Source organism: Helicobacter pullorum (genome assembly GCF_900638355.1).
Lineage (GTDB): Bacteria > Campylobacterota > Campylobacteria > Campylobacterales > Helicobacteraceae > Helicobacter_D > Helicobacter_D pullorum.
Window position 1 is genome coordinate 1,231,716 of record NZ_LR134509.1, and the last position, 17,464, is coordinate 1,249,179.

General features: G+C 34.3%; 16 protein-coding genes and 1 tRNA gene. 5 read left to right on the forward strand and 12 right to left on the reverse strand.

What is annotated here, in order from left to right:
- Nucleotides 1-55: 55 nt before the first annotated feature.
- The 7 genes from EL247_RS06035 to rpmE form a co-directional block, all read right to left on the reverse strand.
- Nucleotides 56-2,461, reverse strand: coding sequence for a heavy metal translocating P-type ATPase (locus EL247_RS06035; protein ID WP_172594058.1), 2,406 nt, complete (start codon nucleotides 2,459-2,461; stop codon nucleotides 56-58).
- Between the two features lie 5 nt (nucleotides 2,462-2,466).
- Nucleotides 2,467-3,678, reverse strand: coding sequence for an LL-diaminopimelate aminotransferase (locus EL247_RS06040; RefSeq protein ID WP_126442112.1), 1,212 nt, complete (start codon nucleotides 3,676-3,678; stop codon nucleotides 2,467-2,469).
- A 19-nt stretch (nucleotides 3,679-3,697) separates the two neighbouring features.
- Nucleotides 3,698-4,528, reverse strand: a complete 831-nt coding sequence (locus tag EL247_RS06045) for a hypothetical protein (RefSeq protein WP_005020634.1) — start codon at nucleotides 4,526-4,528, stop codon at nucleotides 3,698-3,700.
- A complete protein-coding gene (locus EL247_RS06050; RefSeq protein ID WP_104745518.1) occupies nucleotides 4,522-5,424 on the reverse strand; it encodes a hypothetical protein in 903 nt (300 codons plus the stop codon). The genes EL247_RS06045 and EL247_RS06050 overlap by 7 nt, the downstream gene beginning before the upstream one ends.
- Entirely contained in the window at nucleotides 5,411-6,097 is a 687-nt protein-coding gene (gene rlmB, locus EL247_RS06055; protein WP_104745519.1) for a 23S rRNA (guanosine(2251)-2'-O)-methyltransferase RlmB, read from the reverse strand. Before rlmB ends, EL247_RS06050 begins: the two co-directional genes overlap by 14 nt.
- A gap of 147 nt (nucleotides 6,098-6,244) precedes the next feature.
- The gene (gene rsmI / locus EL247_RS06060; protein WP_232019740.1) at nucleotides 6,245-6,940 is read right to left on the reverse strand and encodes a 16S rRNA (cytidine(1402)-2'-O)-methyltransferase; all 696 of its coding nucleotides are present in this window, start codon (nucleotides 6,938-6,940) and stop codon (nucleotides 6,245-6,247) included.
- An 8-nt stretch (nucleotides 6,941-6,948) separates the two neighbouring features.
- Nucleotides 6,949-7,152 carry a 50S ribosomal protein L31 gene (gene rpmE, locus EL247_RS06065; RefSeq protein WP_005020629.1) on the reverse strand — a complete coding sequence of 68 codons (204 nt, stop codon included), beginning with the start codon at nucleotides 7,150-7,152 and terminating at the stop codon, nucleotides 6,949-6,951.
- A gap of 140 nt (nucleotides 7,153-7,292) precedes the next feature.
- Here rpmE and hisS point away from each other — a divergent pair, with 140 nt between their 5' ends.
- Nucleotides 7,293-8,600 carry a histidine--tRNA ligase gene (gene hisS / locus EL247_RS06070; protein WP_104745521.1) on the forward strand — a complete coding sequence of 436 codons (1,308 nt, stop codon included), beginning with the start codon at nucleotides 7,293-7,295 and terminating at the stop codon, nucleotides 8,598-8,600.
- A gap of 175 nt (nucleotides 8,601-8,775) precedes the next feature.
- On the opposite strand, the gene tsaD is transcribed toward hisS, so the two are convergent.
- Nucleotides 8,776-9,777: a tRNA (adenosine(37)-N6)-threonylcarbamoyltransferase complex transferase subunit TsaD gene (tsaD, locus tag EL247_RS06075; RefSeq protein ID WP_104745522.1), complete on the reverse strand. Its 1,002-nt coding sequence runs from the start codon at nucleotides 9,775-9,777 to the stop codon at nucleotides 8,776-8,778.
- 2 nt (nucleotides 9,778-9,779) lie between these two features.
- Complete coding sequence (locus tag EL247_RS06080; protein WP_054194730.1) at nucleotides 9,780-10,397, reverse strand: hypothetical protein; 618 nt, start codon at nucleotides 10,395-10,397, stop codon at nucleotides 9,780-9,782.
- A 64-nt stretch (nucleotides 10,398-10,461) separates the two neighbouring features.
- On the opposite strand from EL247_RS06080, the gene EL247_RS06085 reads away from it, so the two are divergent.
- From EL247_RS06085 to EL247_RS06100, 4 genes are all read left to right on the forward strand, one after another.
- Nucleotides 10,462-11,517 (forward strand): agmatine deiminase family protein, encoded by a 1,056-nt coding sequence (locus EL247_RS06085; RefSeq protein ID WP_104745523.1) that lies wholly within the window; start codon nucleotides 10,462-10,464, stop codon nucleotides 11,515-11,517.
- Between the two features lie 59 nt (nucleotides 11,518-11,576).
- A tRNA-Leu gene (locus EL247_RS06090) sits at nucleotides 11,577-11,661 on the forward strand.
- A 99-nt stretch (nucleotides 11,662-11,760) separates the two neighbouring features.
- On the forward strand, nucleotides 11,761-12,192 hold the full coding sequence (locus tag EL247_RS06095) for a YbgC/FadM family acyl-CoA thioesterase (RefSeq protein WP_104745524.1): 432 nt from the start codon (nucleotides 11,761-11,763) through the stop codon (nucleotides 12,190-12,192).
- A gap of 10 nt (nucleotides 12,193-12,202) precedes the next feature.
- Nucleotides 12,203-12,457: an HP0495 family protein gene (locus EL247_RS06100; protein ID WP_060660987.1), complete on the forward strand. Its 255-nt coding sequence runs from the start codon at nucleotides 12,203-12,205 to the stop codon at nucleotides 12,455-12,457.
- An 11-nt stretch (nucleotides 12,458-12,468) separates the two neighbouring features.
- Here EL247_RS06100 and EL247_RS06105 read toward each other — a convergent pair whose 3' ends face one another.
- Genes EL247_RS06105 through EL247_RS06115 form a run of 3 tightly spaced genes read right to left on the reverse strand, consistent with a single transcriptional unit; the run spans nucleotide 12,469 to nucleotide 17,455 of the window.
- Nucleotides 12,469-14,613, reverse strand: coding sequence for a polyribonucleotide nucleotidyltransferase (locus tag EL247_RS06105; RefSeq protein WP_104745525.1), 2,145 nt, complete (start codon nucleotides 14,611-14,613; stop codon nucleotides 12,469-12,471).
- Between the two features lie 14 nt (nucleotides 14,614-14,627).
- A complete protein-coding gene (locus EL247_RS06110; protein ID WP_005020611.1) occupies nucleotides 14,628-15,314 on the reverse strand; it encodes a phosphoribosyltransferase in 687 nt (228 codons plus the stop codon).
- A gap of 8 nt (nucleotides 15,315-15,322) precedes the next feature.
- Complete coding sequence (locus tag EL247_RS06115; protein ID WP_104745526.1) at nucleotides 15,323-17,455, reverse strand: LPS-assembly protein LptD; 2,133 nt, start codon at nucleotides 17,453-17,455, stop codon at nucleotides 15,323-15,325.
- Nucleotides 17,456-17,464 lie beyond the last annotated feature (9 nt).

Consider the following 17,464-nt stretch of genomic DNA (forward strand, 5'->3'; position numbering starts at 1 on the left):
CGCACCCACCAATTCAAAAAACCAACAAAATATATTTATTAAGCTTTAAATAAAATTAAGAATCCGATTTAATCCTCATACTATTCCCCACCACAATCAAAGAGCTAAGAGACATTGCAATTGCTGCAATAAGCGGTATAACATATCCAAGCATCGCCAAAGGGATTGTAATAACATTATAAAGCAAAGAGATTAAAAGATTTTCTTTGATAAACTTAAAAGTCTTCCTTCCTATCTTAAAAGCCTCCAAAATCCCATTAACACTACTATCAAGAATAATAATATCACTAATATTAATAGCCACATCAATGCCATTTCCCATCGCAATAGCAATATTACTTTTACCTAATGCAATAGAATCATTAATCCCATCTCCCGCCATTACCACCACATTTCCCTTTGCTCTTAAATCCTCTATAAAATCAGCCTTTTGGAGTGGATTTTGTTTGGCATAATACTGCTTAATTCCCAGATTTTCAGCGACTTTTTTACAAACATTTGCATTATCTCCGCTCAAAAGTATCACGCCAATCCCCATTGCTTCAATAGCCAAAATGGCTTCCTTAGCACCCTTTTTGATAGAATCCTCTAATTGAAACTCCGCTAATAAACAAGAATTTTTTGCAAAATAAAAAATTGTATTTTCTGCCTCTTGCAATTTCTCCAAAGATTCCACGCCATTTTCTTGTAATAGCTCCAAATTTCCACCTATATAAATATCATCTCCCACTTTTGCCCTAATGCCCCTTGCATTAATTTGTTCAATGACTTGAATCTCTACTTTATTGCCAAAATCACCAAAATGTTTTTTCAAAGCCTGTGTGATAGGGTGCGAACTCTTTTCTAGCATTCCACGAAGAATCTCAAAATCACATTGAGTTGCTGCAAAATTTTTTTCTCCAATTACACGCAATTTACCCTCTGTCAAAGTCCCTGTTTTATCTACAACAAGGATATTTGCCTTTGCAATTGTTTCTAAAAATCGTGCTTCTTTAAAAATAATTTTTCTCTTAAACGCTTCCCCCAAACCCACCAAAGAAGCAATGGGGGTAGCAAGAGCCAAAGCACAAGGACAAGCAATAATAATCACTGAAACCATCACCATTAAACTTTGATTAAAATCCGCCCCTATCCACAAATACCACGCCAAAAAAGTCCCCAAAGCAAAAGTAAGCACCACCGAAGAAAAATAACGCGAAATTTGATTTGCTATTTCTTGGATTCTTGGTCGAGCATTCAAAGAATCCTCAACTAAGCTAATAATTCTAGTCATCATCGATTCTTTAAATTTCTTTGTTATCTGATAACAAAAAGAAAGATTAACCACTATCGAGCCAGAATAAATTGTTTCCCCTTTCTTTTTTGATTGAGGCAGAGATTCCCCATTCAAAGCACTCTCATCACACAAAGCTTCATTAGAGAGCAATTCCCCATCAAGTGCAATTCTATCTCCGGGCTTTACTTCTACAATCTCCCCAACTTCTACTGCCTCTACTGCTTTTTCTTCAATTATATCGCCCTTTTTTACATTTACGCTCAAAGGAATTTGGGAGTTTAAAGTATCCAAACTATCTACTGCACTTTTTTTCCCTCGTATTTCTAAGAATTTACCAATTAAGACAAAAGTAATAATCATCGCCACTGATTCAAAATAAGTCTCTCCCCCCATAAAACTTGCATAGATAGAATAAATATAAGCCAAAGTTGCGCCACTAATGACCAATAAATCCATATTTGGCATTTTATATTTAATAGCCACATAAGCTCCACGCCAAAAAATAGAACCACTAAAAAACAATACCGGCGTTGCAAGCACAAATCCTGCAAAATTCAAAATATTCCGCATTTCTTGTGAAATCCCAGAAAAATATCCTGCATATTGAGCCACAGCAATCCACATAATATTCATCACACAAAAGATTCCAACAACCATTTTAATATAATAATTACGCTTCTGCTTTTTGGCATAAACTTCTTGGATTCTTGAATCATAAATGTGTGCATCATAGCCAATTTGACGAATGGTGTGAATAATTTGGGAAATTTTAATTTTTGCAGGATCAAAAACAATAACAGCTTTGTGATTTGTATAGTTGATATTCACGCTAACAATCCCCTCTTGCAAGGAAAGTATTTTTTCATTTAACCATACACAAGCAATACAATGTATCTTTTCCAAAACCAAAGAAATCTCGCAAGTCTTTCCTCTTTTTTCGACATAATGCTCAAAAAAAGCTGGGGAATCAAAATATGCAAGATTATTGTCAATTTCCTCTTGAATCGGTTCTAAAGTATTAGAACCAAGCTTAGAATAAAAATCTCCTAACCCCTGATCTTGAAGCAATTTATAAACACCCTCACAGCCTTTGCAGCAAAAATATTTTTCTTTGCCTGCAATCTGTGTTTTAATTAACACTTGTTCATCAAATTCCAAATGGCAGTGATCGCAAAGTCTTTTCATCAAATTTAATTGCTAAATTGTTTTAAAAATTTCTTGAAATTCCTTGCAGCTTGTCTAATTCTATTTTCATTTTCTATCAATGCAATTCTCACATAATTATCCCCATGATTACCAAATCCTATACCCGGACTCACAGCGATTTTGGCTTCTTGCAAAAGTCTTTTGGAAAACTCCATACTCCCCAAATGCTTCACACATTCTGGAATCTCCGCCCAAATAAACATACTCGCTCTTGGTTTTTGCATTTTCCACCCAGCAGCCCCAAAACTCTCAATCAATACTTCCATACGCTTTTCATACTTATTAGCTATCTCTTTTACGCACTCTTGATTCCCATTTAATGCGATGGTAGAAGCAATTTGAATGGGCGTATAAATCCCATAATCTAGCCAACTCTTGATTTTTTGCAATGCCCCAATCAATCTTTCATTCCCCACAAAGCAACCTACACGCCAACCCGCCATATTATAACTTTTTGAAAGCGTATAGCCCTCCACTGCGACATCCAAAGCACCTTCTACTTCAAAAATCGAAGGTGCCACATATCCATCAAAACTCAAATCCGCGTAAGCAACATCATTAATAATATAAAATCTTTCTTGTTTTGCTAAAGCTACCAATTTTTCATAAAATTCTTTATACACTACCACAGTGGTTGGATTGTGAGGGAAATTAGTTACAACAAATTTTGGCTTTGGCAAAGTATTGTGCAACGCTTTTTTCAAAGATTCAAAATAAGCCTCTACATCCAATTCAAAATTCTCATTCCATTTTAATCCAAAAGTGGCTACATTTGCCCCCGCTAAAATAAAAGCATAATAGTGAATAGGATAAGCTGGTTCTGCCACTACTGCTGTATCACCGGGATTTGTAATTGCCTGTACCAAATGAACATAACCCTCTTTAGAACCCATAGCCACACACACTTGTGTATCAGGATTCAAATTGACATTGTATTTTCTCTTATAAGTATCTGCAATTGCAAGACGCAATTTATAAATCCCCTTACTTGCAGAATAACCATGATTTTTTGGCTTATGTGCCGCTTCACACAACTTTTCTACAATATGATTTGGTGTAGCTCCATCAGGATTTCCCATGCTAAAATCAATTACATCTTCCCCATTTTGACGCATTTGTAATTTAATTTCATTAATTGCAGCAAAAACATATTTAGGCAATCTTTTTATTCTTTCAAACTCTATCTCCTCAAACACTTCTCACTCCTTAAAAAAATTATTTTAAAAGCACATTTAAACCATTTTTGATGGTGATAGGCAAATAATTATCGCTTACCTTAATAAAACTAGTATTTTCTGGAATCTTGAGATTGATTTCACGCATTGTATCTTGCGATGAAACAATATTAATAATTTTTAAATTTTTATCAAAAAACACAATTTTAGGATACCACGACACTCCGCCAACACTTGCAAAACTAATATTTTTCCCTTCTTGGATTTTATACCAATACTCCCCTTTGAGATTTGCATGATTATTTGTCTCATTGATAGTTAGCAAAATCGCTTTGGGATATTGAAAATCGCCCTGCCAAACTTCATACACCCATTGATTGATATTGCGTTTTTCTATTTTTGAAATATGATATCCATAAGCCAACAATCTCTCTTGTAGCAAAACAGGATCAACTGCGTATTCTGTATTCATAGACAATACAAAATGATATTTCTCATCTTCTAGCATACTTTGCTTAACCAAAAAATAATAATACCCCATTGCCCCCAAAACATCATAAAGAACACTGGTAAAAGTAGCTGGATTCTCTTTAATCTCAAAAGCAATTTCAAGCTCCATAGGTTTCCCAAAAGTCAATTTCAAAAGCCCATTTTCTTTTAAAATTTTGGAAATTTTATATAAATCTGGCTCTCCTACGCCATTTAAAAATTCTTCTTGATTTTCAAACAACTTTTGTATAAATTTTTGATTAACCTTATAATCTTGCACTCCAAGCAAAGAAACTATACTATAATCCAAACTATTTTCTTTGGCAATTGCATAAGAACCCAAACAAATGAAAAATAAAATAAAAATTATTTTATTTACCACCCCAAACCTCCATTGTATCGGTTATATTGCTCTATGCTAATGCTGCTAAAATTTCCATCTTCATCTACAAAAAAACGCATTCTCCCAGCAAGATTATATTTCTCTGTATTGTCATTGTTTTGAATCTCTAGCATTCCATGCCCAGTAATAATAGTCTGTGGTCTTTTCAAATCCACTTTTAAAGGCTCATTAATAAGAAAAGAGGTTTTTTCTTTTGTATCCAAATAAATAATGCCTACCCACATTTGAGAAAAGGGAACTATCTTAACTTCTTTTTGAATCTTTATTTCCTCTTGAATGGCTTGAGGGGCAGGCAATTCATTAATCGGTGTTGATGCTGAAGAATCTAAATTTACATTCGGTTCTAATATTTCTTGTGTTGCGTTATTTTCTTGCATTTCTAATGTTGCATTTGTTTCGATGGATTTTGCTTCTTCTTTGATTATCCCTTCCTCTTGTAAATTTTCTAGTGCAGATTCAGGCTTAGGGGTTGATATTGTCTCTTTTTCTGTAATGGTATCTTGTAAATTATGAAAATTAAAATACAAATAAATCCCTAATGCCACCAACACAATCACAATAGCAACGACGATGATGCTCTTTTTATTGTCATTTTCTTGCATTGTTTCGTGAGAAATTTTAAAATTAATATTAGCCTCCATTTTTTCGCTATTACTCTTATGTTCTTCCCAAAACTTTTCATACTCTTGGCACCATTGATGCAAATCCAAATGGTATTCGCGTTCTAAAATCTGAATTAATCCAATAGTTGTGGCTTTGTCCTCAAGATTACCATATGCCATTTCTAAAATAGCCTCAATTTTATTTAAAGCCATATGAGTTTTTTTTGAAATTTCTTTTGCTCCAATTACTTTTAATTTTTCAATTTCTTCCATTTATTATCCTATCTATCAAAATTGCACCAGCTACCCCAACATTTAATGAATCAAATTCTCTCTTCATCGGGATTGTAAGGTTATAATCCATCTTTGCCAAAATTTTATTAGACAATCCATGCCCTTCACTGCCCAAAAACAATGCTTTTTTGCCACTTAAGGCATTCTGCAAATCTTTGCCTTGCATACTTGTGCCAAACAAAGTAAAATCTGATTGTTTTAATTCATTTATCACATCTAATGGATTATGAACAACACAAAATGGCATTCCAAGCATTGCACCAGAACTAGCCCTCAAAACCCCCTCTTGCTTAAAATCTTTTATTCCACACACCACAATACCATCCACTCCAAGTGCATAAGCACTTCTAAAAATAGAACCCAGATTCCCTACATCACTGATTCCACATAAAACCAAAACAAAATCCATCTCTTTTATTTTGGAAAACTCTAAAACATCCAAAGGTTTAATTTCTAATAAATACCCTTGATGATTTCCGCCTCTTGCCATTGCTTGTGCCTTTTTTGCATCAAGCTTAATAATCTGTTTTTTTGTTTTTTTTAATAAGCCAAAAAAGCTCTTATCCACCTCTTTGGCGAGATAAATATTTTCAATAAGATACTGATATTTTAGCAAAATCAACTCTACAATGTGTTTCCCATAAACAACCACTATTTTATCCTATTTTTATTATTTTTTTACTTACAGAGTGCATTATAGTATTCACTTGCTGGTTTATTGTTTATTTTTGACAAAATTTTTGCTTTAATTTTTGGAGGAATATCCAAAGAATACACCATTTCTTGTGTCAAAACATTTTCATGAGTGTTTTTTTTTGCTACCCTCTATAACCATAACCCATTCGCCTCTAATAACGCCTTTCTTTAAATCCAACAAAATTTCTCTAATCTTTCCTTTGAAAGTCTGCTGGTATTTTTTAGTCAATTCTTTGGCTAAAAAAATCTCCCTTTGATTATCAATATTCTCTATTATTTCCAAAGTTTCTAATAAACGATGCGGAGATTCATAGTAAATTATCGGGTAAGGATTTTTTAAATGCTCCATTAGCGTTTCTAATTTTTCTTTTTTCTTATGCGGGGGAAATCCTAAAAATAAAAATTCCTTTTCTACAATCCCACTAAATGCCACTGACAAAGTCAATGCACTAATTCCACCCAAAACTTCGTATTCTAAATTATTTTCTTGCAAAAACCGCACCAAAGATACACCCGGATCACTAATACAAGGCATACCTGCATCACTCAAAAATCCAATATTTTTAGAAAAAAACTCTAAAGATACATTAGATAAAAACTCTTTTTCATTATGGGTGTGAAAAGAAAGATATTGATATTCTTTGGCTTTTAATAGATTGCGTTCCACTAGAAGTGAGATTAGTTTTTTGGTAACTCTTGTGTCTTCACACAAAAGCACCTCACATTTCTCTAAAACTTCTAATGTATGTAATGTAATATCCTGAAGATTTCCTATTGGAGTAGGAAGAAAGGTAACCATAAAGGTTTTTATTTTAGATTATATCTTTGCTTAAACTTCTCTACTCTACCTGCTGTATCAACAACTTTATCCGAACCTGTATAAAAAGGATGGCAAAATGAAGAAATATCAATCCTCAACTCTGGTTTTACACTCATAACTTCAATTTCTTTTCCGCTTGTAACACAAGTTACTTTGCAAGGCACATATTCTGGATGAATTCCCTTTTTCATAATAAACCTTTTCCATTTAAAAATAAAACAATTTAAAATCATACCATATTTTATTTAAAATTATTCTTTTTATTTTTTATTCTTACTTTTCTTGCTAAAATTCATCTAAAAAATCAATCAATATAAATTTGGAGGATAAAATGCCCATCACACCCCGCACATTAAGTGGTTTTAAAGATAGACTTCCCAAAGAAGCTTATGCTAAATCCCAAATGCTAAAAAGCATTATTAATTCTTTTGAAAAGTTTGGTTTCTCCCCTATTGAAACTCCTCATTTGGAATATGCAGAGATTCTCAAAAAACAAGGAAGCGATGAGATTCAAAAAGAAATGTATCATTTTTTTGACCATGGGAATCGCGAAGTGGCTTTAAGGTTTGATTTAACGCTCCCTCTTGCAAGATTTATCTCTCAATACAAAAATGATCTTGGGCTTCCCTTTAAGCGTTATTGTATTGGCAATGTATTTCGCGGAGAAAGAGCACAAAAAGGACGATATAGAGAATTTACACAATGCGACTTTGATTTTATTGGCACAGAAAGCCTAGGAAGCGATATAGAAATCTTGCAAGTGATTTACCAAACTCTAAGTGATTTAGGGCTTAAAAATTTCACAATCCACATCAATAACCGCAAAATATTCAATGGGCTTTGTCAATCTCTTAATGCTGAAAGTTACACAGCAGAAATCCTAAGAATCATCGACAAAATTGACAAAATCGGCAAAGATTCTGTAACCAAAGAATTGCAAGACAAAACCCCCCTCCAAAAAGAACAAATCCAAGTATTGCTTGATTTTATTTCCTTAAAACAAAAAGAAGATTCCCTGCAATTTCTCTCTAGTTTAAACCACTACAAAAACATTAATCCTACGCTCAAAGAGGGCTTAGAAGAGCTAGAATCGCTTTGTGAGATTTTATCTAAGCTTATCCCACAAAACTTCTACACTATCAATCTTTCTATCGCAAGAGGATTAGGATATTATACAGGAATCATTTATGAGACTATCTTAAATGATTTGCCAAATCTTGGTTCTGTTTGCTCCGGGGGTAGATATGATAATCTCACACAAAATTTCTCTAATGATAAAATGAGTGGTGTGGGCGCTAGTATAGGACTTGATAGGCTTTTAGCAGGTTTGGAGGAATTAAACTTAATCACTCAAAACACTCCTGCAGAGGCTATTTTAATTCCTTTAAACAATCTACAATATGCCTATACTTTCGCACAAAGTCTAAGGAAACTAGGAATGAAAATTGAAGTTTATCCAGAAATCACCAAACCACAAAAAGCCTTTAAATACGCCAATAACAAAGGCTACAAATGGGTTATCATCACCGGAGAGAATGAAGAATCCACCAACACCGCTTCCCTAAAAGATATGCAAAGCGGAGAACAAAAAGATCAATTAAGCCTACAAACCCTCTCACAAATCATTTTAGATTCTTAAAATTAAGAATCTAAATCCCCTAAGCACCACAAAAATACAAAACAAACACTACAAACAATCCTATGGCATTCGCCATTTGGATTTAGCCCTATCTACAAACCTTACCAAACAATTAAACTTCCACTCACCCGATAATTTTACCAAATTTCCCATCAATCCATTCAAACAACACTCTCTAAATACTCTGTATTTTAGGTTTTGTTTGAATCTCTAATGGAGAAAATTCTCCCCTAAGATAAGATTCTAGCCCCACTCTACCTATCATTGCAGCATTATCCGAGCAATACTCCAAAGGCGCCAAAAGCAAAGATATACCAAACTCATCACACATTTTTTGGATTTTTTCCCTCAAAGATAAATTTGCACTTGCCCCACCAATAATCCCAAAATGCTTCCAACCTCTAGAATCTCTTGCATTTTGTTCAAAAAATATCTTGCATTTTTGGCACAAATGCTGGATAGCAGTCTTTTGGAAACTCGCACAAATATCTGCTACAAACTTTTCATCTTGCTTATTCCCTTTTTCTATCTCCAATCTCACTGCGTTTTTAAGCCCCGAAAAACTAAAGGCAAATTGCTTCTTGCTCTTTAGGGGCAAAGAAAAACCAAAAGATTCTGCATTACCCCTTTTTGCACGAGATTCCACGATAGGACCGCCCGGATAGCCTAATCCAAGCATTTTAGAAACTTTATCAAAGCTCTCTCCAAAACTATCATCAATACTTTGTGCGACGATTCTAATCTCATCAAATGCCTTTGCTTCAAGCAACATCGTATGCCCTCCAGAAACCAACAAAGCCCCCAAAGGAAAGATTGAATCTTTTTCCAAAAAAAGTGAATACAAATGCCCTTTTAAATGATTAACCCCAATCAAAGGCAAATCCAAAGAAAAACACAATGTCTTTGCCATCATCAACCCTTCAAGCAAAGTTACATTCAACCCCGGTTCTATTGTAACTGCAACCGCTTTTAATTCATGAAAATATGGCTTGACTTTTTCTAAAATTTGAGGAAGAATCTTCGCATGCAAGCGACTTGCAATCTCAGGGACTACTCCACCATAACTAGAATGTTCTTTTTCTTGTGAAATTTTTTGATGAAATAAGATTTTTTTATTTTTTATTTGTGTGATAGCAATAGAGCTATCATCACAACTACTCTCGATACTTAAAAGCAATTTTACGCTTCTTGTTCCAAAACATTTACGCCAAGTTCGGAGAGTTTTTTATCAATTTTCTCCAAAGCTTTCTGCAAAGTTTCTTCGCTAATATCAGGCAATTCTCCACCCCACGCTTTTTGTGCTTGTTCATATCCACGAATGATTCCTTCTCTACCTGCTTGAAGTTTTTCTACATCATCGCCTGCACCAGCTAGCACAAAATCTGCAATCCTTGATGAAGTTTGCGCCACACCAAAAAATCCATCTTCACTAATTAAATCTTTAGCTTCTTGTGTCGTTAAATCTTGCAGAGCTTTTCCATCATACCCAATAGAAGCCAAATCCAAACCACTCAAAATATTATTAAGCTTTGCAGAATCTTCCAATGCACTACTTCCCATCAAGCCAACAGAGCTTTGTGCTCCAAAATTGTTCTCCGAAGAAGTGCTAACACTCATTTGAAATTGCACAATATAACTCGTCATCACAGATTTTGCATCGATTTTTGAAGCAGCCTCTTGAATGTTTTTCTCTCTATCTTCTGCACTGGTAGTTTCTTTGGATAAAGGATTAGAAGCCATTGCAGATTGTAAATCTTGTGTATAATCCATACTACTTTTAACAGATTGAATTGACATATTGCCCTCCTTGACAAAATTTTTATATAATAATATCGACATTTTTTTAAAAAAGAGTAGCAAAATGAAAAAATTTTATGCCGAATGGGAAAAACAAGATGGAATTATGCTTGCTTTTCCCCATAAAGATTCTGATTGGAACGAATATTTAGAAGAAGCAAGAGAGGTTTATTGTCAAATCATCTATGAGATTTCAAAAATCGAAACTTGTATTCTTTTGTGCCAAAACAAAATAGAAACCAAAACATTCTTAAAACAACAAGCCAAAACTCACAAATGGGATTTAAATCTAAAAAATCTCTATTTGATAGAAATGCCCACAAATGATACATGGGCTAGAGACTTTGGCGGTATCACTATTTGCAAAAATAACAAAAACATTGTTTTAGATTATGGCTTTAATGGTTGGGGTTTAAAATTTGCTTCCAATTTTGATAATAATATCACAAACAATCTCTATAAACTCGGAATTTTAAAAAATATCCAAACAAAAAAACTAATTTTAGAAGGTGGGAGTATCGAATCAAATGGCGAAGGGATTATTCTAACCAACACCCAATGCCTCTTAGAATCCAATCGCAACCCTGCTTACACACAAAAAAAGATAGAAAAAATCCTCAAAAAAGATTTTGGAGCAAAAAAGATTCTATGGCTAAATAACGGCTATCTTGCCGGAGATGATACTGATAGCCACATCGACACTCTAGCACGATTTATTAATACCAACGCCATTGCTTACCTCAAATGCGAGGACAAAAACGATGAACACTACCCCGCCCTAGCCAAAATGGAAAAAGAGCTAAAAAAGCTAAAAAACCTTGAAGGTAAGCCCTTCAAGCTCATCGCTCTGCCCTTTTGTGAAGCCAAATACTATCACAATGAGCGACTCCCAGCAACTTATGCTAATTTTTTATTTATTAATGGTGCGGTTTTGCTGCCTATTTATAACGACAACAATGACAAAAAAGCCATAGAGATTCTACAAAAAGCACTTCCAAAGCATAAAATTATCCCCATTGATTGTTCCATTCTAATAAGACAACATGGGAGTTTGCACTGCATCTCTATGCAATTCCCTAAAAATACGCTAAATTATAAAGCACTAGAAAAGCTACGATAGTTTTTCTAGTTTTTCATATTAGATTCAGCTATTTTAGATAGAATTGCATTTCTAAATAAGCGGAAATGGCGAAACTGGCAGACGCACCAGACTTAGGATCTGGCGCCGCAAGGCATGGAGGTTCAAGTCCTCTTTTCCGCACCATTTGATTTATCTCTCACAATTACATTTTCCTTCAAAACTTTATTTATAAATCAAGAAAAATATCATAAAATAAACCACACAAAAATATTAAGGGAATCAATGCAACCAAAAACCTATCAAACAAGAATCTATTATGAAGATACTGATTGTGGCGGTATTGTTTATCATGCAAACTACCTTAAATACTGCGAAAGGGCAAGAAGTGAATGGTTTTTTGCTCAAGGGATTCTACCCCAGCAAAATAACATAGGATTTGTAGTCAAAAATATGAATCTTGACTTTCTCTCCCCTGCCAAGCTTGGAGATTTGCTCACAATTCACACAGAAATTTTAGAGCAAAAAAACGCCTCTATCACATTAAAACAAACAATTTTAAGGGAATCTCTATCTAAGCAAACACAAACAAAAAAACCTATCTTTGTAGCCATCATCACGCTTGCATGCTTTGAATCTACCGCCCAAAAAATCACAAAAATTCCACAATGGGCAAAAGATATTTTCAACACCCCACACCAAAACCAAATAAATTAGGAGTTAATCTATGGACAATGAAAAGAAAAATGAAATTCAATACCCTTGCACTTGGCATTACAGAATCATCGGCAATAGCAAAGAAGAGCTAATAGAAGCGGCTTTTGAACTGCTAGAAAAAGAATTTATCCACACATTAGGCAAAGAAAGCAGTGGCGGTAAGTACCACAGCATCAACCTTGAAATCTTAGTAGAAACCAAAGAAGAAAGAGATCAAATCTTTGCAACCCTACACAAAGATTCTCGTATTAAATTCGTTCTTTAAGAATCAAAAATTTATAATTTCTTAATCAACCCTAACTCGACTTTATTTTTATTGAGAGAAAGGACTTCTACCTCCACCATTTCACCTACACTCAAGACATCTGAAGCTTTCTCATCTCGGCTGTTAGTGATTTTTGAAATGTGCAACAATCCATCATAGCCCTCTGGCAACTCTACAAATGCCCCAAATTCTACAACCTTTTTTACTTTGCCTTGATAAATATCCCCTACTTTATAAATATCTTGTAGATTTTTGGTAATTTTCAAAATATGCTCTTTAGCGGCTTCTACCTTTTCTTTATTGCTTCCGCTTACCTTAACCTCGCCATTTTCGCGATTCAAATCTATTGCAACACCAAATTTTTCTATAATTTCTTTGATAGTTTTTCCAGCCTGTCCAATGACTTCAATAATCTTACTAGGTTCAATAGAAAAAATTTGTGAGCTTGGCAATACCGATTCATTGAGTATGATTTTCTCTCTTGCTTCTTCCATTAAATTCAAAATGTGATTTCGTGCTTCTTTTGCTTGATTGAGTGCATCTTTTAAAATTTGCATATTAAGCCCACCCAACTTAATATCCATCTGCATTGCTGTAATCCCATGCCTAGAACCAGCCACTTTAAAATCCATATCTCCATCATGGTCTTCTAAACCCATAATATCTGTCAATACCGCATACTTATCATTCTCACACACAAGTCCCATTGCCACTCCAGCAACCAAACTAGTGCATTCAATCCCTGCTGCAACAAGAGCCAAAGAGCCTCCACAAACCGTTGCCATAGAAGAAGAGCCATTGGATTCCAAAATTTCAGAAACAAGGCGAATCGTTCTCATATCTCCATTGATAACACTTGCTTCTAACGCTCTTTTGGCAAGATTCCCATGCCCTAACTCTCTTCTTCCGGGCGCTGAAATACTACTTGCTTCCCCTACACTAAAAGGCGGAAAATTATAATGCACCATAAAGCGTTCTTTAGAAGATGCTTTGTCGGTTAATAATTCATAACTTTGAGCATCCATATCTCCCCCCAAAGTCGCAACCACCAACGCTTGAGTTTGCCCTCTTGTAAAAAGCACACTAGAATGAGCATTTGGCAAAAAATTAGTATCAATGCTAATTGGACGCACCTCTTTTAGCCCTCTACCATCTGCTCTTGTGGATTCTTCTAAAACCATCGCTCGAATAATCTCTCGCTTGATTTTCAAAATCGTCTCTAATGTCCTTTTTGAAAGATCTTGAGTATCTTGCGGATATTTTTCTTCCCATTCTTTTTGAATTTTTCTAGCAAAAGCCATCAAAAGGCTATGTCTCTCTGTTTTTGAAAGACTTTGGATAATACCTTTTAACTCCCCTAAATGCTCACTTTGAATATACTCCAAAATCTTTTGACAAACATAAGTTTTTCTTGTTTGTTCTAAATTCAATAAAGGCTTAATATAATCCTTAAAATGCTCTACAAACAACTTACTTTTTTGGGAAATTGCATTTTTTGCTATCTCCAAAGCCTCTATCATTTCTTCTTCTTGCAATTCATTTGCACTAAAAATAGCCTGCCCTTCTTGTGTTTTTATACCCCCAAAGGTGCGCATTTCAATCATCAACAAATCTTCATTCACACCGCTCACAAATAAATCTAATGAACTTTCTTCTAATTGCTTTAAACTCGGATTAATTACAAAATTATCTCCTATTTTGCCAATCCTAACAGCACTCACAGGAGAATAAAGTGGAATCTCACTCACATAAAGTGCAGCACTTGCCGCATTTAATGCCAAAAGTTGCAAATCCGCATCTTGGTCTGCACTTAAAACCAAAATGGTAATTTGAGTAGGATAGCAATACCCTTTGGGAAAAAGTGGTCGCAAACTCCTATCTACAATTCTAGCACTTAATGTTTCAAAATCTCCCGGTTTTGCTTCTCTTTTGATATATCCTCCAGGAAACTTCCCTGCTGCATAAGCTTTTTCAATATACTGCACCGTTAAAGGCAAAAAATCTTCTTCCACTACTTCTTGTGTATCAATAGCAACAGTGGCTAATACGACATTATTCCCACTTTGAAGATATACACTTCCGCTACATTGTTTGGCAAATTTATCAAAAATATACTTCTCTTCTTTTTCCAAAAAAGACAAAATAGCTTGTCCCATTCTTACTCCTTCATTTATGATTGCATATTAGCAAAAATTTCCTCAATCTTAGCCGATTCTACTGCTGGATAATCTTTGTAATAATACCCAATATCTACAAAATTTTTAGATTTATAAAGACAGAAAATTCCATCTGTGACTTCCTCCATCACTTTTGCAACCTCATAGGGTGCAACAGGTGTCGCAAAGTGAATGGTTTTTGCTTGCAAAGTGGTTACTGACTTAATTGCAGCAAGTGCAGTCAATCCGCTATCAATCCCATCATCTACAAGCAACACCCTCTTATTTTTCAAAGAAATAAGTGGATTTCCTTTGCGGTATTGATAAATCAAAGGGAGCATTTTATCTTCATATTGCCGTTGAACTTCTCCATAAATATAATCCAAACTAATCTCAAAAGAACGCACTAATTCATCGCTAATTACAACATCATGGGTTTCAGTTGCCATTGCAATTTCGCATTCTGGATTATTAGGTGCTAAAATCGGGGAGGTGAAAAGAAACCCTAAAGGAGCTTTAATAGCTTGTGCAAGAGAATTTGCTAGCAAAATACCCTCAAAAGAAATTCCAACCACTACACAATCTTGCTTTTCAAAAAAGCTAAGTGGCATATTATTAAGAAGTTTCTGTAAAGCATCATTGCGATTTTCAAATAATGCCTTACGCATCAAAGAATGAGTATTATTTCCTGCTCCCAACATTCCCTCTCCTAACTTCCCATTTTCAAATCACTACTTAAAAGCGGTATAAATTGAATCGTAAAAAGAATATATTTATCATCTCTTGCTTCTGCACCTCTTGAAGTCAGCATCGGATAAATTTCGCTAACATATTTTACCCCAAATGAAAAACAACGAATCTGCATATCTACGCCTACTTGCCAAGTTTTAAAATATTTCTCTCTATAATCATAACCTGCGTTTGCAAAAACATCAAAATTTTCAAATTCTTTTCTAAAACCCACATTAATATAATTTGCCTCACCAAATCTACCATTAATCCAATCTTCTTTGGCAAAGATCTCTCGCACAAAATGTCCAAAACTAGCTTTAATATAATCGCTTTCATAATTCACTTGATGAGTAGCTTCTGAGATTCTAGCCTCTTTGTGTGAATAAAAAATATCGCTTACAAAACTCCACTGATTATTATAAAAATATTGTATCTCGTTTTCTAATTCCCCAAGTTTATTGTCATTATCCTCAAAATAAAAATATTGCTCCATTTTATGAGAAAGTATCAAAGAATTATCCAAAGTATAAAAATATTGCGTTCCACCAAGCTTAAGCTCTTGCCTATCTCCAGGAAGTGTAAAAAAGGAAGTAAAATCTCCTTCTTTATGCTCAAATCCGGGCAAAGTATATTCTGCTTCCAAACTGATAGTATGCCCAAAACTATCATATTTTTTTACCAAATCTGTATTAGCTTTGAAACGATAATATTGACTAAAATATCTCCCATTATTCAAATTCAAATCTTGCTGTTTATTTGAATAATCCACGCTTGTCCCATAAAAAATAGGCGAAAGTGAGACATTCAAAAAATCATTCAACAAACTTTGTGTATAAATAATAGGCAATTCCGCTTCTTGTTGAATCGCGCGATACCCAACAGGACGAGTAAAATTACTTGCCTTATAATCAAAAGAATAATAAAGATTATCCAACAAAATATTATCAATTTGACGATGATACTGAATCTCTGGCAAAGTTTGCAAGGTATTAGCATTGCTTGTTTGCTCCAAATCCGAATAATACCTCGCTGAAAAGCCCAAATAATCCTCACTGCTCTTTAGATAATAATTCAAGCGTGAAGTTAGTAAATTCCCCTGCAAATCTGCAATATTTTGTGCATCTTCTTCTTGCAATCTAAAATAATCAATATCAGAAATTTGGGAAATATCTACATACAATCCATCTTCATAAAAATAATTTTCAGGTTTAGAAAATAAATTTTCTCGCTCATATTTAAGTTGGATTCCATAATGATCGCGATTCTCTAAATCATAAGTTTGCTGGTAAGAACGACTATTGCCAAAATAACCCAAATTTACCCACAAGATTTTATCTTGATCATCAATCATTCTAAATTCATTATAAAATCCTCCCCCTCTTTTTGTCCTAATTTGTGGCATAAATGTCATATCCCAATTATCATCAGGTGCGATAAAAATAGGCTGCGAATAAAAAAATCCATCATCGCTAGAATTACCAACAAGAGGATAAAGCAATCCTGTTTTTCTTTTGTATCCCAATGAAAAAGACAAATAAGGAAAATAAAGCACTGGAACATCATAAATACAAAGACGAGGGTGCCACACTGTTAGCCATTCATCATTAGCATCATATTCTCCCTCTTTTGCCTTAATCGTCCAAATAGGATTATTCACACTGCAAGTAGAAATATTTGTTTCTTTGGTTTGATAAATATTATTATTAAACTCTGCACTCTTAGAATCTACCCACAATCCACTTTCAGAATCTTGCAAATAAAAAGGCTCCAAAAAAGAATAATCCTCTTGAAGTCTAATCTTCACTTCTTGAGATTTCAAATAAAGCGAATTTCCCTTATACGCATTAACATTTCCGCTAAGAAGAATCTCTTGCTTTTGTGTATCATAAATGGCTTTATTAGCTGTTACAAAATAATCAAGATTAATAATTGTAACATGCCCTTTTCCGATGATTTGCGTTTTATTGTATTCCATATCATCAGCTAAAAACTCAAAAATAGATTCTTGTTGCTGGTTAAACTGCTTGATTGCAGCCCTTGCTTCCATATTACTCGGGCTCAAAGCCAAAGCTGCAACTACACTCACCAAACATAAGCTTTTTTTAATCATTTGGCTACT